The organism is Gluconobacter sp. P5B12 (genome assembly GCF_018812035.1).
In the GTDB taxonomy this organism is placed as follows: domain Bacteria; phylum Pseudomonadota; class Alphaproteobacteria; order Acetobacterales; family Acetobacteraceae; genus Gluconobacter.
The window spans coordinates 1-18,942 of the sequence record NZ_JACRVV010000014.1 but is presented as its reverse complement, the minus strand read 5'-3'; the positions used below and the strand labels follow the sequence as shown (position 1 = coordinate 18,942).

Below are 18,942 nucleotides of genomic sequence, written 5' to 3'. Positions count from 1 at the left end.
GCTCGATCAATTATACTGTATCTTCAAAAAAATACTAAATTAGATTTCTGAAATAAAATAGACTCTTGCTGAAAGCAGGCAACTGACCATCAAGACGAGTAAGATGCTCCATTTCAGTGTGAATTTGAGCATTTCCCCTTCTTTTCCAACAATCCCTACCGCTGCACAGGCGACGGCGATCGATTGGGGCGAGATCATCTTCCCAACTGAGCCACCAACAGCATTGGCAGCAACGAGAAGTGGACCACTGACGTGGATCTGCTGACCTGTTGCGGCTTGTAATCCTCCGAATAGGGCGTTCGAGGATGTGTCAGATCCTGTGAGAAAGACGCCAAGCCATCCAAGGATTGGAGAAAGAAACGTAAAAGCTGGGCCTGTTGCGGCGAACAGGAGGGCAAGCGTCGCGGAAAGACCGGAATAATTCGCCAGATAAGCAAAGGCGAGGACCATGCCAATAGAATAGATCGGGATTTTCAGTTCGTTCAGTGTCTGCAGAAAGATCACTACCGCATCCCGGGGGCGTGCACGTAGCACGAATGTCGAGAGGATCGCAGTCAGCATGATGCTCGTGCCGACTGAGGAAATCAGATCAAGCTTAAATACCGAGTGAAACGGTGAAGGCTCGATCGAGACCGGCGGCATCTTGATGATCAGATCATGAAGATAAGGAAAGGGAAATGTGATGACAGAGGACGCAAGCAGACCAACTGGTTTGAAGAGGTTTTTGAAAGGCGCAATGCTCCAGAGGGCGACAAGTGCAGTCAAGATAACGAATGGCATCCAGGCACGGATAATCTCGTTTTTGCTATAATTTTTTTCAGAACCAGGGACGGGTGTATTTTTGCTTTCTTGAGGAAAACGAAAACTGTTCGCTGGCGTCCAAAACTTCAAAAAGAGAGGGATGACCAGGAGTGTTGCCAAAGCCGCAGCAATGTCGGGAAGTTCAGGTCCTACAAAAACAGCCACCAAGGTCTGTGTAATGGTAAATGTCAGTGCTGCAACGAGGGTGATCGGCCAGACCTCTCTTAGCCCGCGCAGCCCATCCACTATCATCACCAGAAGGAAAGGGATGGCAAACGCGAGGGCAGCAAGCATGGGCATCGCAAGCCGAGAGATCAGCAATGGATCCGCACCAATAACCTGACCTCCGACGATGACTGGAATGCCCATTGCCCCGAACGCGCCAGGCGCAGCATTAGCGAGTAGACATAGTCCACCCGCATAAAGCGGTGGCACCCCAAGACCGACCAGGAGCGCTGTCGTGATCGCAACCGGAGCGCCGAAACCGGCAGCGCCTTCGAGAAAAGCACCAAAGCCATAAGAAACGAGGAGGATTTGAATGCGCTGATCGTCGGAAACTGTGACAATTGAATAGCGAATAATGTCGAAGTATCCGGTTTTGACCGAAAGTTTATAAAGGAAGACTGCAGCCAGTATGATCCACGCAATAGGCCATAAGCCATAGAGAAAGCCGTATAATCCCGTCGCGATCAGATAGGGTATCGGCATTCCGTAGAATAGTACGGCTATGAGGGCCGTGAGAACCACCGTGATGGTGCAGGCGATATGGCCCTTCATGCGAAGCACCAGCAACGCTACGAAGAAAAATGCAATCGGTATCAAAGCAACCAGACTGGAAATTATAATATTTCCGGCTGGATCGTATATCTGCTTCCAGGGGGACATGGATTTATTCTCCTGACTTCGTGTCGATAAGGCTTATCCATGCCGATTTCCGGCCCTGGATGCGGGGGGATTAAAGATTGCCGATAACTTTGATGCCGATGACCGTTGCGTTCGGAATGACTGACGTTTCTCCCGGTCGCATCTGATATTCAAAAGAGGGTTGAAAGAGCAGACCGGGCATAATGGGAACTCCGTAATAGGCCTCCAGTGTTGCCGTATGCGTCTGAGGGCCGTTTACCCCTGTGGGGAACGGCAGACCTGCGTCCTGAAGAAGGTGCTGCCCGAGTGTCAGGCGTTTGCTGATCTGATAATATGAATACATCACCCCAAAGCGGTCGAGCGGGCGGAAAGGAATGATGCCGAGAAGCGAAGTTCCAACATAAAACTGATCAGAAAAGACCGAAACTTGCGGTGTATTATGAATGTAACCCGCCATCAGGTAGCCTCCTGCCATCTGATGCAGGCCGTGGCTGCGATAAATCATCTGGTCGGCTTCAATATAAAATGTGTCGCGTGCCTGAGGCCTTTGCACCGCATATCGGAGGGCCATCGAGGAGGGGACCGAGCCAATCATGTCCGTAAAACCGCTGGTATCGTGGCCAAAGCCGAGTTTGTAGTGGCCCGGCAGCTTTCGTGGGCCGATAAAAGGCTCCCACGTCAGCTCGATGGGAAGCATGACGCCAGTCTGCTTCTCACTGCCCCAGGCCCATCCTGATGGATTGGATGTCAGGACGGAGGACGCGTAAACACCTGTTCTTAACGTCAGATCGCGTGTTGGACGCAGACGGATCGTGCCGCCCCATGTTGCCTTCGGATAGACGCTCCACCCTTGAACGCTTTTAATGCCTACTGGGGCTGAGCACTGGATCATGAAGGTGCATAAGAGCAGAGATGTGCCATAAGTATGTGTGAGGGTCAGGCGGCCCAGATTGATATTGATGCTGTTGTGACGGAAAGATTTTTCCACGTAGAAGTCTGCTAGATGTGCCGCCATATGGCCGGAAAGGCTGTAGACTTCAGACAGCAGAATTCGCCGCTCGCCGACGTGATCAAAGCTGATCTGCCGACCTGCTCGTTCCATTAAAACGCCATGTAGGATCCATCCATTCAGACCTAGCAGCTTGCCCAGATCGAAATTATTCACCAGCGTCAGTTCATGAGCATACGACATGCCTTTGCTCAGACCGCCGCTTACATTAGCCAAGGCTTCCCCTTTATAAGCGAACTGAAATGTATAGCCCCGTTTAGCAAGCCACGTTCGTGCGGGAGCTACTTGTGGAACCAGATTACCGAATGCTTGAGCAGGTACGAAATACCCCGCAGAGAGGTCACGTTCCCGCAGGGCATCATCTCTGCGATTGAGGAGTGCAGACAGGCTTTCAGTATTAAAAAGGCTTTCAAGCTGATTAGGGTCGGAAAGATGTTCGGTCCTTTTGGTGGGTGCCGCCACGGTGTGTGATGCTTTTGCGTCGGAATGGAACGGCGTATTTCTGTCCGTCTGAAAGCTCGTTCCTGGGTGCTGTCGCATGATTAAAGCTGTATCAGGCGCACTTTCAGCAGAACTGGTGGCCATTAGGGCGATAAAGAGCATTGCACCTGCGTACCAAATGGTCCCGGAGCGTCTTTTTGTCCTAACAACGGATAACGACGCAGGAAGATCTTGGGTAAAATCATGAAACATGACAGTAATATTCCGTGTTATTCACAGATTATATTTATTTTTGATGTATTATTTGGTAATCGCGCGTCTATTATTTCGCGCGATATGCCGTGATGAAGTATTTATGGGGCTTTGAAGGATCAGCGTTCTCGCGCAAGTTTCTCAACACTGTCGGAGGTGATTTCCGAGATCGAGCGTGCGCCAGTCAGAATCATCGCAACACGGAGTTCTTTTTCGATGATGTCCAGCACATTCGCGACGCCGCGCTCTCCTGCTGCTGCGAGAGCGTAAACGAAGGCGCGCCCCAGCAGGACGGAATCAGCCCCACATGCAATCATTCGAGCAATATCCAGACCGCTGCGAATTCCTGAATCAGCAAGGATTTTCAGGTCACCCTTGACGGCATCTGCGATGGGAGGAAGGGCACGAATGGTTGAAAGGACACCGTCAAGTTGCCGTCCACCATGATTGGAGACAACGATACCGTCTGCCCCAAATTTTACAGCGTCTTTCGCGTCCTCAGGGTCCAGAATACCCTTAATGATCATTGGTCCTTCCCAGAAATCACGTATCCACTGCAAGTCTTTCCAGCTTATTGACGGATCGAAATTACCTGCGAGCCAACCAATGTAGTCTTCAAGCGCAGTGGGGGTGCCTCGATATGTCGAGATATTGCCCAGATCATGCGGGCGTCCACGCAAACCAACATCCCAAGCCCATTGCGGATGTGTCACCGCCTGAGCATAGCGACGCCATTTAGCCAGCGGGCCGGACATGCCTGAATGAGCATCGCGGTAGCGCGCCCCCGGTGTTGGCATGTCTACCGTAAAGACGAGGGTGGTTACGCCTGCTGCTTTTGCGCGCTCCAAGGCATCACGCATGAAACCACGGTCTTTGAGCACATACAACTGGAACCAGATTGGTTCTCGAACTGCGGCTTGCACTTCCGCGATTGGACAGACTGATACAGTGGAGAGGGTGAAAGGGATACCTTTGCGGCTTGCGGCCCGTGCTGCCTGAACTTCGCCGCGACGGGCATACATACCTGTTAGCCCCACCGGGGCAAGCGCGGCTGGAAAAGCAAGCTTACGTCCGAATATTTCGGTAGAAGTATCCAGGTTAGAGACGTTGCGAAGAATACGCTGTCTTAAAGCGAGATCTGCAAGGTCTGCAGTATTTCGTTTCAGCGTATGCTCCGCATATGATCCTCCATCAATGTAATGAAACAGAAAAGGAGGGATTTTCCGAGCGGCTGCTTTTCGGTAATCCGTCGCTGCTGAAATAATCATTGTAACTCTCCTTCGCGGATTTTGTCATTCCGCGTGCGCTTGGTTTTTTTCTTAGATCCGTCTTTCTCACGGACTGCCTGGCGCATTGTCTGGAAGAGAAATGTCCTAACATCCATTCGCTTAAATTGGTGCTATCCATACTTTTTAGATATATAAAATAAACTTGTTATGAAATATTTATATATTATAAGGACTTAGGAGCGTCGCATACTGTGGTTTCGGGTGTTATCAAAGAGGCGTGATTACTTTGAGTGTTCTAACTATTACGAAGATGAAAACCTTCGAAATCCTGTTTGATAACAGTCATTTCTTTTTGGTGAGGAAGAACAGGTTCTAATCTAACGGACTAAAGGATTCTGCCCGGACACCTTCTGCTGTCAATGATGGCTATGTTCCGCGCATTTCAGTCTCGAACGCGGGGGCGCGGACCCATTCAGCGTGTCGATAGGGTTGGTTACTGTCATCCTTGCCATCGTACGTATGAGGTAAATTTGCTCTCAGGAATGTCCTATCCTGAGAACAGGGGGGCCGTCACGGCAGGATCTTTTCTATTATCAAGAAGATCGACACGAGAGTCATGCGACTATCAATGCACCTCAATCATTGAGATACTTCAGGCGAGTTCACGCAAAAGGGCATGAAACCGTGCGCTGGGCCCTGAGAGTTCAGGTTGGCTTGAGGCCAGTGCTATAGAGGCGCGAGGCATGGGGCCATCAATGGGATGAAATGTCGCACCTTCAGCATGGATCTGGCTGAGATAAGCTGGAACGATGGAAACGCCCATTCCGGCGGCTACCATGGGAACTGTCGCAGCAATCTGCGGTGTGGATTGACCAAGACGAGGGGTAAAGCCTGCTTTCTGGCAAGCCGCGATGATAGCGTCATAAAAGCCTGGGCCAAGTTCGCGTTTGAAAATCAGGAACGGTTCGTCGGCCACAGCCGAAAGCGGGATACGGTGCTGCTGTGACAGTGGATGTCCTTTTGGAATGGCCAGAACGGTGGGCTCATCAAAGAGGGGGTGGAGAGTAATGCGCGGGTCCGGCGCTGGAGGGCGGACGATCGCGATGTCCAACCGGTGTTCATGCAGAGCCTCGCAGAGTGCAGGGGTGTTGCTCTCGTCTAGGGTGATGACGATGTCGGGCCAGCGTTCCCGGAAGAGGCGGATGGCCCGAGGAATAAGGGGCAGGAGGGCGACGGCGCCGGCCATGCCGAGACGTAGTCGCCCTTGTTCGCCTCGTGCCAGGCCTCCCGCCAGCAGATAAAATTCGCGTTCCATTGCAAGAATATGCTGTGCCTTCGCGAGGAGCTGTATGCCGCTATCGGTCAAGGTGGCACCGCGTCTGGAACGATGAAACAGGGAAAGGCCGAGTTCCGCTTCCAGTGCTTTGATCTGCTGACTGAGCGGCGGCTGCTCGATGTGCAGGGCTTCGGCTGCACGAGTAAAACTCCCGTGATCCGCAATGGCAACGAAGTAACGTAAGTGGCGTAGGTCCATGATCCATACGTATCATATATGGAAATGCATTCAACTATATATTGGACTTTATCCAGCAGTCTGCCGAGAGTCGTGACAGACACTCCTCAGAGGATTTCGTGATGAGCTTTACTGTTGGACATTATCTCGCTGAACGGCTGACGCAGATCGGTCTGAAAGACCATTTTGCCGTCGCGGGAGACTATAACCTCGTCCTGCTGGATCAGCTTCTCGAACATGGCGGCATGCGTCAGATCTACAGCTGTAATGAGCTGAATTGCAGTTTTTCCGCAGAAGGTTATGCGCGGGCTAAAGGGGCAGCAGCAGCTGTCGTGACGTTTAGCGTAGGCGCTATTTCTGCCATGAATGGCCTCGGTGGATCTTATGCCGAGAACTTGCCCGTTATCGTGATTTCTGGTGCGCCCAATACCAACGATTATGGCTCGGGGCGGGTGCTGCATCATACGATCGGCACGACGGATTATAACTACCAGCTCGAAATGGTACGGCACGTCACCTGCGCAGCCGAAAGCATCACGGATGCGGAGTCCGCTCCAGCCAAAATCGATCACGTGATCCGCACGGCTCTGCGTGAGAAGAAGCCAGCTTATCTGGAAATTTCCTGCAACGTGGCTGCGGCTCTTTGTGCCCGCCCTGGTCCGGTGGACTCCCTCCTGTCTTATCCGGCTCCGGACGAGGCCAGCCTGAAGGCCGCTCTTAAGGAGAGCGAAGAGTTTCTTGCGCACCGCGAAAAGGTTGTCATCCTTGTCGGCAGTAAACTGCGTGCGGCTGAAGCACTTGAGGAAACGGTGGCTCTGGCCGACAAACTCGGTTGCGCAGTTACGATCATGAGCGCGGCCAAAAGCTTCTTTCCGGAAACACATCCGGGTTTCCGTGGCGTGTATTGGGGCGAAGTTAGCAGCCCGGGTGCTGAAGAGGTCGTCAAAAGTGCAGATGGCGTCATCACACTGGCGCCTGTCTGGAACGATTACTCCTCCGTGGGCTGGAATGACCTGATCCGTGGTGAAAACGTTCTGGAGGTCAATCCGGACCGTGTGACGGTTAACGGCAAGACGTTCGAAGGCTTCCGTCTGAAGGAGTTCGTCAAGGCTCTGACGGCACAGGCTCCCCATAAGCCTGCATCTCTGACCGGAAGCTACGAGCCGGTTGTTCTGCCGACGGCCAATCCGTCCGCCCCGCTGACGAACGACGAAATGACGCGTCAGATCAATGCTTTGGTGGATGGCAACACGACGCTGTTTGCAGAGACTGGTGATTCCTGGTTCAACGCGACCCGGATGCACCTTCCTGAAGGTGCACGTGTTGAATCTGAAATGCAGTGGGGCCACATCGGCTGGTCCGTACCTTCCGTTTTCGGGAATGCGGCGGGTTCACCTGAGCGTCAGCACGTTCTGATGGTCGGTGATGGCTCGTTCCAGCTTACGGCTCAGGAAGTCGCACAGATGGTTCGGTACGAACTGCCGGTTATCATCTTCCTGGTTAATAATTATGGCTATGTCATTGAAATCAAGATTCATGATGGGCCGTACAACTACATCCAGAACTGGGATTATGCCGCGCTGGTTAACGTCTTCAACGGTGGTGTGCCGGGTGAAGCAAGCGGCAAGTCTGGCCTCGGCTTAAAAGCCACCACTGGTGAGGAGCTAGCTGAAGCCATTGAAAAGGCTAAAAAGAACACCCGTGGACCGACACTGATCGAATGCAAGCTCGACCGGACGGATTGCACGGATGCGCTCGTTGCGTGGGGCAAGCGCGTAGCCGCTGCCAATTCCCGCAAGCCACAGCGCAGCTGAAGGCACAGATCTGAAATGAAAAAGCCAGAGCCTTTGGGGGCTCTGGCTTTTTTTATGTCATCTGAGCCTATCGGGGTTTGTAGACATAAGGCACTAACATCAGGTTGTGCGATTTCAGAGAAGGTAATTTCCTGATGGACGGAAGGATATTTGTGCGGAGTATTGGGGCGTGAATAGTAATATTTCAGAAAAAGTCGGAGCTGACATACGTTCCGCATCTCGCATTCTGTTTGCGATAATTATTTTTTTTGTGGGTGTCGCCCTTTTAATAGGGGGAATACGTCTCACGCTGTTGGGAGGCTCCTTTTATTATTTTGTCGCGGGTTTTGCCTATGTCGCTATTGGCATTCTCATGTTTCTGCGACAGCGTCTGGCTCTGCCCTTAACGGCAGTGGTCTTTCTCGCAACACTTCTCTGGGCTTTAGTAGATACGCCGGAAATCGGTTACTGGGCTTTGCTACCGCGCCTGACGGTTCCAGCGGTTCTCTGTGTGCTCGGGTTGTGGGGAACAGTAACGCTTACAAATGTCAGCTCAGTCGCTCGTAAGGCCGGAGTTTTCGGTGGTGCAGGTCTTGTGCTTGCTCTTGTGGTCACGCTGCTTGAAGCCTTTACGCCACATGGCGCCATCCATAACGAAAGTGATGTCGCGAGCCGTACGAAAGATGTCGTCGCGAGTGAAAATGTGCCAGATGATTGGGCATATTTCGGCCGAAACGCGCATGGCACGCGTTACGTTCCGTACACGGCAATCACGCCTGAGAACGTAAGCCATCTGAAGGTTGCCTGGGTGTATCACACGGGGCGCCGCGTGACCGGAAGCGGTACGGGCGTTGATGAGAATACGCCGCAGCAGATCGGGAATGTTCTTTATTCCTGCACGCCGGAAAACAAGGTTGCCGCGATTGAGGGCGATACAGGTCATGCCCTATGGACTTTTGATCCGCATGCCCATTCCGCAGAGCATGTCAGTTGCCGTGGTGTCGGTTATTATGACACGGACAGGGATCTGACGCTGACAGCCGAAGAGAAGTCCGTCGATCCGGATGCGCCTTGCCGTCAGAGTGTTATTGTAAACACGGTTGATGCCCGCCTGATCGCACTGGATGCGCACACTGGCAAGCTGTGTCCAAAATTTGGTGACAATGGTATTGTCGATTTGAAGCCTCGTATGGGGCCGGTTGAAAACGGCAAACGGTATCACCCTACAGGTATCCCGGTCATCATGGGTCACACGACGGTTATTGGTGGCTGGGTGCGCGATATTGTGCATGGCGAGCCGTCAGGTGCCGTGCGAGCTTTCGATGTGCGTACGGGTGCTCAGACGTGGGCGTGGGATGTCGGTGATCCAGACAATGCCAACGCGACAGATCCATCCAAGACTTACACACTGGAAACGCCGAATGTCTGGACCATTCCGACATATGACCGCGACCTGAACCTTGTTTATCTGCCGACGGGTGGGGGACCACCGGATTACTGGGGTGGTGATCGCAGTGCGGTGAAAGAAAAGTTCGGCGCAGCGATCGTTGCAGTTGATGCGGCTACCGGGCAGACAAAATGGGTATTCCAAACGGTTCATCATGACGTCTGGGATTATGATATTCCCTCACAGCCGGTGCTCTACGATGTAAGTAATTCCCGGGGAGAGAAGGTTCCTGCTCTGATCCAGACGACCAAGACGGGTAATATCTTTGTCGTAGACCGTCGCACCGGGGTGCCGGTGACGGATGTGGTCGAGAAGAGCGTGCCGCAGCAAGGAGCGGCGGACGGCGAGCATCTGGCTAAGACGCAGCCATTCTCTGTCGGAATGCCCGGGATCGGCAATAAGCCGCTCAGTGAAAATTCGATGTGGGGCGTGAGTACGTTTGATCAGCTTTACTGCCGTATCATGTTCCGCAACTCTGTCTATGAAGGTCCGTTCACACCGCCTGGCGAGAAACCTTATATCGAGTATCCGAGCCTTCTTGGCGGGATGAACTGGGGTGGTATTGCCATCGACGAGGCACGGGGCCTGATGTTTGTGAACGATATGCGCGTGCCCTTGCGCATGATGCTCGTGAACGAAAAGAATGCTTCCCACTACACGATTTCAATGGACGAGGTGCCCGGCTTCATGGGGACGTTGCGGCCACAGGTTGCTGGTTCTTATCGTGGTGTACGGATTGATATCTTGCAGTCTCCGCTCGCTGTGCCGTGCAACACGCCACCGTTTGGAACAATGAATGCCATTGATCTGCATACGAAAAAGCTACTGTGGCAGGTTCCGCTGGGAACGGTGAAGGATACAGGGCCCATGGGTTTGAAGACTCATATGGCGGTGCCGATGGGCCTCCCGACCCTTGGAGGGCCGACGGTGACGGCGTCTGGGATAGTATTCTTTGCGGGCACGCAGGATTATTATCTTCGGGCGCTGAACTCGCTGACGGGTAAGGAGCTTTGGAAAGCTCGTCTGCCGGCGGGTGCGCCTGCGGCTCCTCTCGTGTTTCGTTCTCCGAAAAGCGGTAAAGAATATGTCGTGATTTCGGCGGGTGGCATGAGCCATTCGCCTGATGTAAGCGATGAGATTATCGCCTATGCGCTGCCAGATGGGGAAGGGAAGTAACTCATTTGGGACGTTGTCTTGGGAAAATATCTCCCAAGACAACTCATTAAAAATTCGTATTGATCAAGGGTTAGCCTGTTATTGCTAAATTCCTGAAGTTGAGAAATTTTTCCAAAAAACCATAGAAATTTTAGACATTGTGCGTATTTTTGTGATTGCTCAGTCGTACCCGGTATGACGAGAATGAAATGCTAACCATCTAGGTTAGCAGCACGTAACTGCTCTCAAACTACCTGACGGATCAGCCCTTCAAGCCAGCCAACACCTGCATCGTACTCCGACTTGCGCGGTAGCAGCATCCGCACCTCATGGGCTCCAAAAACCTCCGGCAGAGAGGAAATCCGTAACCCACTCGTCATTAGAAAAAATTCAGCGATGTAATCAGGAACAATCGCAATGGTGTCCGGCTGACAGAGGAAGGTCGGCAGATGCCCGAAGGACGGCACAATCGTCCTCACAGTGCGCCGGATGCCCATGCTCCGCAGCCGATGATCGAAAATACTGTGCCGTGACGCGGTCTCAACCAGCACATGACGACAGCGTTCCAGATCTTCAGGTGTCATCTGCTCGGGTAAAATACAGAAATCCGCATGCCAGACACAGACAAACCGGAATGATCCGAGAGGTGACGAGACACAGTCAGGTCGCGTGAGGGAACTGATAGTCAGAGCCATATCAATCTCCCGTCGTCCTAGGGCCCCGTCCAGAACCGGAGCTGAAACGGTGCGAAACGTCAGCGTGATATCCGGCGCCTCAGCCGACAGACGTGCAACAAGCCGTCCCCCCAGTGCATAATCCAGCCCCCCATCGCTTCCAATTATGAAGAAGCGGGACGAAGACGCCGGATCGAACTGCCCTCGCAGCCCCAGCGAGGAGCGCAGAGAAGACACGTTCATCTCAAGCGTTTCTGCAATTGCCACCGCATGCGCCGTTGGCTGCATTCCATACCGTGTGCGCACGAAAAGCTCGTCGCCGCAGGCTTCGCGCAAACGCCGTAACGCCGAACTGACAGCCGGTTGCGTCAAAGACAGCCGTTCTGCTGCACGGCTGACACTGCGCTCATGCCACAGGGCTAGAAACACATGAGCCAGATTAAGATCGATCCGCGATATATTATTCATCGGATTTATAGCTAACAGCAAAAATTAAAATTTGACCACAACGTTCTGACAAAGCAACGATCTGTTTCGCCTCTTCCCCTCCCGTTACACAGGAGCATCACGTGCGGAAAACCAACGGATTTCTGGCCGTTCTTCTTGCTTCTTCCGTCTCGCTACCCGACCCGGCGGATGCCCGTCCAATCCATAAGAAAGTGCCTTCGCACCGGCCCGCCGCTGCGAGCGCCGCAGTATCTTCTAAAGCCGCTGCGAAACCGAAGCCACAGCATCCCTTCAGCGCAGCCGGCACGGAAATGGTCGAAGTACATGCTGGCATGCGAACCGCCAACGGCGTCACTAACACTACCCCCGGCGGTGGCCTCATGGCTCGCCAGACCGCCGCACGGGCTCAAAGCACCATTACGCGCGACTTTATCGCCAAACAGTCCCCTACAAGCAACGCTATCGCCATGATCTCGGCTCTGCCGGGTGTCATCTCTGCTAGCACCGACCCGCTGGGTCAGTCGAGCACAGCGATGTCTATCCGTGGCCTGCAACAGGCTGAGATCGGCTTCCTGTATGAGGGAATTCCTCTCAACGATTCGATCAACTACACGCCTTATACTCAGGCTATGGTGGACACAGACAACATCCAGTCCGTGACTGTCGCACAGGGTGCGCCAGATATCGGCGCGCCCGTCTATAACGACGTGGGTGGTCTCGTCACCGTCGCCCTGCGCGGGCCGCAGGACAGGAGAGGAGGGAGTGTCGATTTCAGTTTCGGATCCAAATCACTCCAGCGCGAATATATTCGCCTCGATACAGGTGAAATCGGCCATAGCGGTGTCAAAGCCTTTGCCTCGTTCTCCTCCACGACCAACAACCAGTGGCGCGGCTCAGGTCAGTTCAGGAAATTCCATGTTGATTCAAAAATCATCAAGGAATGGGGCACCGGCAGTAGCGCAGGCCTCACTTTTTCTTATGACAATTGGCAGCAGGCGAGCTACCGCCCCCTGACCATGGCCCAGTGGAAACAATACGGAAACTCCTTCAATTATACGAAGGAATACTGGCCCGGGAACACCAACTGGGTCGGCCTGCGGCAGTATCAAAGACGTTCCACAGTGCTGATTGCTCCAGTGAAGCTGAAACTTAGTGAACACGTCAACCTCGACCTGACCCCCGCCTACATGAACTATTCCGAGTTCTATTATGGGGGCGTTACGATCAAAAACAGCGGATCATATTTTGGAAACCAGCGTATCGCTGACCTGAATATGCCGTACCAGACCAACGGCGTCACAACGGCTTCCAGCATCAATCCGGTGCCGCAGAAAACCGGCTTCCTGAACGCCGCCGTGACTTGGAAAGCTGGGCATAACACCTTTCGCGCCGGTTATATCTATAATTATATTGCGCTCGAAGAGCCTATTTATTATGCGCCTGTTAATTACACCGGCGGCATCGCCAATAATTACAGTAAATATATGGTCACCATGCCGAATGGTCAGCAATACCGGACCCTCGACATGAACTTCAAACACCAGATGAACGAAATCTTCGTCGATGATACGCTGAAATTGCTTGACGACAAACTGACCCTTAACGCTGGCCTACGTTACCTGATGATAACTCGCTGGAATACGAACCTCATTCCAGGGGCCACAAAATACAAGGTCGGAGCCAGCTATGCCCAGCCTTTGCCACAGGTCTCTATCAGCTATCAGCTTACGTCGCACGATCAGATCTATGTCGATGGAACAACGGCCTATCGTGCCCCGGCCTCGGTCCAAGTGTATGGCGAGGTGTTCTCTACCAACAGCCCGAACCCCGCGTCGAAGCAGGCGTCCCTCAAGGGCGAATACTCTATCGGCGAGGAAATTGGTTACCGCCATTATGGCCTCGTCAATGTCGCGGTGTCGCTGTTCAATTACAACATTACCAACAACCAGATCACCTCATCGCAATACATCAACGGCATCCCGTTGCCATCACCGATCGAGGCTGGCGGCAAAACCTCTCGTGGCGCACAAGGTGAAATCGGTCTGCGCCCATGGCATCACTGGAGCCCCTATGTTTCCGCCCAGTATCTCCACGCCACGACAGACAACAATATCGCCTCAGGCCTCGACTACCTGCCGACAAAAGGGAAACGCGCCGTCCAAAGTCCGGAATTTTCCGCTGCTGCCGGGATATCCTACGACGACAGTCATATCTTCGGAAACTTTGTCTTCAACTACGTTAGCTCCCAGTATTCTACCCTCATGAACGATGAAAAAATTCCTGGGTACGAGACCGCCAATATTACCATGGGATATCGCATGAACACCATTGGCTTCGTGCAACATCCGCAATTCCAGCTCAACGTCGTTAATATCGGCGCTAAAAACTATTTGTCCGGATTCCAGAGTATTTCCAACAACGCGAAAGCCACGCGCGGCGTCTACGGCACAACCATTGCCGGATCATCCCCGCTCTATCTCAGTGCCGGTGGCCTCGCCGTCGTCGCCTCCCTTAGCGCCGGATTTTAGTAGGCCCTAACCCCATTAGACCGCTTAACGGAGATTTGCTCGATGTTTTCCATTCGTTCCGCCCTATTCGTTTCAACCTGCCTCGCTCTGTCTGCCGTGACCTCCTCAGCCCAAGCCACGCCCGGCTGGCCGAACGATGAAGGACGCGGCTCCTGCGCCGTAACAAAGAAGATCGATGTGCCCGCAAGGATGCGTGACGGAACCGTCCTCCGTGCTGATGTTTATACCCCGAAAACTGCTGAAAAAATGCCAGTTCTGCTGATGCGGACGCAGTATGGAAAGAGCGCCGCTCAAATCCAGCCGGCCCGCTATCAGACCCCCGAATGGTTTGCCTCGCATTGCTACGTCGTCGTCGTGCAGGATATCCGTGGGCAGGGAAAATCCGATGGCACGTTTTACGAATATCGCTACGATAGGAATGACGGCTACGATACCGTGCAGTGGGCCTCCACACTCCCCGGTGCGGACGGCCAAGTCGCCATGTACGGATCTTCGTATGTCGGCGCCACCCAGTGGCTGGCCGCCACCGCGTCTCCTCCTGCTTTGAAAGCCATCGTCCCTTCCAATACAGGTGATGATTATTATGACGGCTGGACCTACGAGGATGGCGCCTTTCGTCTCGCTTTCATCGAACCTTGGATGCTCGACACCATCGCTTCGTCTGCCGCCGCAAACCGTGGCGATAAAAAACTCTCGAAATCGCTCTATGCAGACGGCAAAAATGCCTCTGTCTGGATGCCATACACCCCTTACGGCAGCTTTCCGCCTCTCCACCCCGATAAACCGGAAGTCGCTCCGTATTTCTACGACGCAGTCGCTCATTCTACGCGCGACAGCTACTGGGAAGCTTTCCAGATCCGTACCCATTACGACCGCGTAAAAGTTCCCGTCCTTGCCTTCGATGGCTGGTACGATTCTTTCCTCAATGGCGCCGTCAACAATTTCAACGGAATGCGCACCGAAGGTGGAACGCCGGAAGCCCGCGAAAACCAACGTCTCGTTATAGGTCCTTGGGAACATATCGGCTGGGGACGCCCCAACGGCACCATCAGCCCACGTTTAAAAGACATCGGCGCTGTCGCCAACAGTCCTGTCAACGAACTGACCGTACAGTTTCTCGATCACGTTCTGAAAGGTCAGGCCAACGGTTATTCTGACGGCCCGCGGGTCGATTACTTCACCATGGGTGAAAACCGCTGGCATACCGCGAAATCCTTTCCTATCGAAGGCTCTCAATACGTCACCTGGTATCTTGGCAGCGTCGGACGTGCGAATTCTTCAATGGGTGATGGCTCTCTCTCCACAAGGCCGATAAAAAAAACCGCAGTCTCCGACCAGTTTACCTATGATCCGGCAAACCCCGTTCCCAGCGTCGGCGGGCACTCCTGCTGCTCTTGGACATCTGGCCCACAAGGCCAGTTTGACCAATCCGCCATCGAACAGCGGCCCGATATCCTCATCTATACAAGTCCCGTCCTCGAAAATCCCGTAAACGTAACCGGCCCGATCACTGTTAACCTCTTTGCCAGCACGGATGCGAAAGATACGGATTTTACCGCCAAACTCGTTGATGTTGCGCCGGACGGGCGCGCCATTAACCTCAATAATGGCATCATCCGAGCCAGTTACCGGGACACCCTGAGCAATCCAACTGAAATCGTTCCTGGTCAGATCTATGAATATCACATCAAAGTTTGGCCGACTTCCAACCTCTTCAAAGCCGGTCACAAAATCCGTCTGGAAATTTCATCGAGCGACTATCCGCAATTCGCCCCTAATCCGAATACCGGTGAACCCTTGGGCACCGCCACCACCAGAGTCATCGCCCACCAGACTATCTGGCACGATAAAGCCCACCCTTCATCCGTGATACTGCCTATCCTCTCGGCTGCTATCGCTGGAGACGCCGCCGACCACGCTCCACAGAACTGACTTTTCCCGAACAGCAGGCTGTTCAAATCAGCCTGCTTAAAAGATAAAATTTTGAGGCTTTTTCATAAGAAGCCTCAAGAAAAATGAAGATTTCGAATATCTATTGATTGAAGCTCTTGATGCCTGATTTTGGGCATCAAGGACGATGATTTCGGTTTCTGTGTGACGGGTTTCACTTTTCGTTGCGAGCAGAAGGGGGCTCATTCGGAGACTTTTGGTCGGTCAGGGGGCGGCTTTACGAGCAAAATCGATGCCCACTGTGATAATCAAGAATGCCGTCTTGGTTTTGTCCTCCCCAGAGAGCAGGTCTCAGACGACAAAAGCCACAGACGCCCTGATAAAGGTGTCAGCCCCCAACCCGAGAGCCATGCGGGCCAGCCAGACCTATGATAGCGACAGTTTTCGCTAGGATCTGCTGATCCATGGGATCCTGCCGGTTATTCTCTCACGCATACGCCGCAACGCTCCCAAGTAAACAGACTGGAAACGCTATCAGGATCGCAACGGCATCGAACGCATGTTCAAGCCGATGCGGCGTATCGTAACCCGATACGACAAGACCGCTTTGTCTTTAAGGAGCGTCCTTAATCTTGCTGTTGCAAGGCTTTGGATCAGGTCTTTTTCTAATATGATCTAGTAAAACCGTATTTTTCTAATCTTAAAGGCGCGTCAGCATGAGGTGATGTTGCAGACTCTGTACCCTGAGATGATGAGCACCGGGCTTAATTCTGAGTCAGCCTCGGTACTTCGCCCACCTCTCAGAAAAGATCAAATTAAGATCTCTGTATTTTAATCCGAATCCAGTACCTATGAGAATCTTAAAATAATCATCTAACGAGAATTATTTTCATAACAAAAAGAATGATCAGCGGAGCTTTCAAAAAACCCTTAGATCTACAAAATCATGATTATTTCTATATTTTTTATGTGCACTGTCTTTTTTGGGACGCGTTGGGACTGAATTTCATAAAATAAACGTTAATAAATCTCGCTATACTCAGGAGAAAAAAGCTTGAATTCATACTCGGAGAGTGTTTGTTTTTTCCTCTCCTTGTAGCTGTCCACACAAAAATGACGGGCAATTGCAGTGAAGAAGTTTAGGTGGCCAGAGCGTGCACGCTTTCACATTGCACTTCGTGGCTGACGATTGAGGATGGACACGCGATGGCGACTTACAACGTTTCTTCTGGGCAGGTGGTCTCGAATACCCTCGTTTACGGGGATGTAGAAACCGTTTCGAGCGGCGGTGTCACTCAGGACCAGCACAATGGCGGTCAGCGATATGTGCTTTCGGGCGGTATCGTCCGTAACGGCGTGGTCAGTAGTGGCGGTAAGGACTATATCTCCAGCGGTGGTTCCTCCTATCAAGGCGTCATTCAGGAAGGTGGCATCCGGTATGTTTCCGGAGGCGGAATAGTCAATAACCCCTATATCGCAAGTGGCGGCACTGTCAGCGCTGCGAGCGGTGCTACGGTTCTCGCAGTTAATGCGTTCAGCAGCGGCGTTCTGAGCGCCGCAAATGGCGCGATTATTAGCGGCGGGAATGTAGCCACTGGCGCGTCTGTTACGGCAAATTCAGGTACGCTCCTCGAAGGAACGATCAACGTTTCCTCCGGCTCTACCGTGACAAACGGTACACTTACCGGCTCTGGCGCGGCCCTAAGTGCTTATACTGGGTCCCTCATCAGCGGCGTCAGTGTCGGCAGTAGCACTCGTCTATATCTGGGTGCCGGGGCTACAGGATCTGCTAACAAGGTCAACGGCGGTACGCTGGAAATCGCTAGTGGTGCAAGCCCTAGCAACAATGGATTTGGCAGCGGCACCGGTGGAACCATTATTATCGACAGTGGTGTAACCTGGAGCAATAACAATGTTGGCAGCCTGGGTGTTACCTCTGGTAACACGCTGATTATTCAGAGTGGGGCATCAATTTCCGGAACGCCTCTCTCTGCCGGCGGTACAACCATCATTTCTTCTGGTGCCACCCTTATTGGTACGCAGACCGTCATTTCTGGCGCCACGCTCTCCATTAACACCGTAAATTCTGGTGCCACAGTCAACGTCCGCGATGGCGCTGTTATCTCCGGTCTTTCCACGGTCGCGAGCGCAGGTGTTCTGAGTGCGACCAGCAGCTACTTTTACAGCGGCACCGTAACCAACTATGGTACGATTTACGGTGGAACCCTATCAGGTTCTGCGCAGTTGATCGCTTCGGGGTCCGGTGCGAACTCTGTAACGTCGGGCGTTTCTATTCAAAGCGGTGCACGACTCTACCTAGGCTCTGGGGCTACAGGATCTGCTAACAAGGTCAACGGCGGTACGCTGGAAATCGGAAGCGGCGCCAATCCCAGCAATAATGGATTTGGCAGCGGTACAGGCGGAACCATCATTATTGATAGCGGTGCCGTCTGGAGCAATAATAATGTTGCCAGCCTGGGCGTCACTTCGGGAAATACAGTGGTCATCCAAAGCGGTGCAACCGTTTCTGGCACCGTCATTTCAGCCGGCGGTACGACCGTTATTTCTTCCGGTGGCCTGATTGCAGGAACTCAGACTGTTTCTTCTGGTGGTACACTGGTCGTCAACGGCACTGCAGGAACTGGTAGCATCCTGCTTTCTGGTGATGGTGCGAACTTGGTTATCAGTGGCACCTCCATGCCGACGAATACCATTTCGGGCTGGTCGCCCACAGACACGATTGAATTGGCGTCCATCCCGCAGGCCAGCGTCACCAGTGTCAGCACAACGGCCAGTGGCATCACGTTCTACACCACCGGTGGCACGTATTCGTTGAACGTGCCGAACGCCAGCACGTATGGCTATACCCTGTCGTCTGACAGCAATGGCGGTCTGGTCT

The 18,942-nt window shown here is 52.9% G+C and carries 10 protein-coding genes; 5 read left to right on the top strand and 5 right to left on the bottom strand.

Annotation, left to right across the window (positions count from 1 at the left end; all coding sequences use genetic code 11):
- Positions 1 to 39: 39 nt before the first annotated feature.
- The 4 genes from KP702_RS15540 to KP702_RS15525 form a co-directional block, all read right to left on the bottom strand.
- A complete protein-coding gene (locus KP702_RS15540) occupies positions 40 to 1,686 on the bottom strand; it encodes a lactate permease LctP family transporter (protein WP_202208613.1) in 1,647 nt (548 codons plus the stop codon).
- A gap of 70 nt (positions 1,687 to 1,756) precedes the next feature.
- Positions 1,757 to 3,214 (bottom strand): carbohydrate porin, encoded by a 1,458-nt coding sequence (locus tag KP702_RS15535; protein WP_252348782.1) that lies wholly within the window; start codon positions 3,212 to 3,214, stop codon positions 1,757 to 1,759.
- Positions 3,215 to 3,486: 272 nt separating this feature from the next.
- Positions 3,487 to 4,635 (bottom strand): FMN-dependent L-lactate dehydrogenase LldD, encoded by a 1,149-nt coding sequence (lldD, locus tag KP702_RS15530; protein WP_202208612.1) that lies wholly within the window; start codon positions 4,633 to 4,635, stop codon positions 3,487 to 3,489.
- 613 nt (positions 4,636 to 5,248) lie between these two features.
- Positions 5,249 to 6,130, bottom strand: a complete 882-nt coding sequence (locus KP702_RS15525; protein WP_202208611.1) for a LysR family transcriptional regulator — start codon at positions 6,128 to 6,130, stop codon at positions 5,249 to 5,251.
- Between the two features lie 101 nt (positions 6,131 to 6,231).
- Between KP702_RS15525 and KP702_RS15520 the strand changes: the two genes are divergently transcribed.
- Complete coding sequence (locus KP702_RS15520) at positions 6,232 to 7,923, top strand: alpha-keto acid decarboxylase family protein (protein ID WP_202208610.1); 1,692 nt, start codon at positions 6,232 to 6,234, stop codon at positions 7,921 to 7,923.
- 169 nt (positions 7,924 to 8,092) lie between these two features.
- The gene (locus tag KP702_RS15515; protein ID WP_202208609.1) at positions 8,093 to 10,525 is read left to right on the top strand and encodes a membrane-bound PQQ-dependent dehydrogenase, glucose/quinate/shikimate family; all 2,433 of its coding nucleotides are present in this window, start codon (positions 8,093 to 8,095) and stop codon (positions 10,523 to 10,525) included.
- 224 nt (positions 10,526 to 10,749) lie between these two features.
- Here KP702_RS15515 and KP702_RS15510 read toward each other — a convergent pair whose 3' ends face one another.
- Positions 10,750 to 11,646 (bottom strand): LysR family transcriptional regulator, encoded by an 897-nt coding sequence (locus KP702_RS15510; protein ID WP_202208607.1) that lies wholly within the window; start codon positions 11,644 to 11,646, stop codon positions 10,750 to 10,752.
- 101 nt (positions 11,647 to 11,747) lie between these two features.
- On the opposite strand from KP702_RS15510, the gene KP702_RS15505 reads away from it, so the two are divergent.
- From KP702_RS15505 to KP702_RS15490, 3 genes are all read left to right on the top strand, one after another.
- Entirely contained in the window at positions 11,748 to 14,153 is a 2,406-nt protein-coding gene (locus tag KP702_RS15505) for a TonB-dependent receptor (protein ID WP_215769339.1), read from the top strand.
- A 189-nt stretch (positions 14,154 to 14,342) separates the two neighbouring features.
- Entirely contained in the window at positions 14,343 to 16,085 is a 1,743-nt protein-coding gene (locus KP702_RS15500) for a CocE/NonD family hydrolase (RefSeq protein ID WP_252348781.1), read from the top strand.
- Positions 16,086 to 17,249: 1,164 nt separating this feature from the next.
- A partial coding sequence (locus KP702_RS15490) for a beta strand repeat-containing protein (protein ID WP_373687869.1) occupies positions 17,250 to 18,942 on the top strand: 1,693 nt, incomplete at its 3' end.

Bases quoted from the DNA above. Each gene is read 5' to 3' on its own strand.
- KP702_RS15525 (WP_202208611.1), bottom strand. From the start codon at position 6,130: ATGGACCTACGCCACTTACGTTACTTCGTTGCCATTGCGGATCACGGG.
- KP702_RS15510 (WP_202208607.1), bottom strand. From the start codon at position 11,646: ATGAATAATATATCGCGGATCGATCTTAATCTGGCTCATGTGTTTCTA.
- lldD (WP_202208612.1), bottom strand. From the start codon at position 4,635: ATGATTATTTCAGCAGCGACGGATTACCGAAAAGCAGCCGCTCGGAAA.
- KP702_RS15535 (WP_252348782.1), bottom strand. From the start codon at position 3,214: ATGCGACAGCACCCAGGAACGAGCTTTCAGACGGACAGAAATACGCCG.
- KP702_RS15500 (WP_252348781.1), top strand. From the start codon at position 14,343: ATGCGTGACGGAACCGTCCTCCGTGCTGATGTTTATACCCCGAAAACT.
- KP702_RS15520 (WP_202208610.1), top strand. From the start codon at position 6,232: ATGAGCTTTACTGTTGGACATTATCTCGCTGAACGGCTGACGCAGATC.
- KP702_RS15540 (WP_202208613.1), bottom strand. From the start codon at position 1,686: ATGTCCCCCTGGAAGCAGATATACGATCCAGCCGGAAATATTATAATT.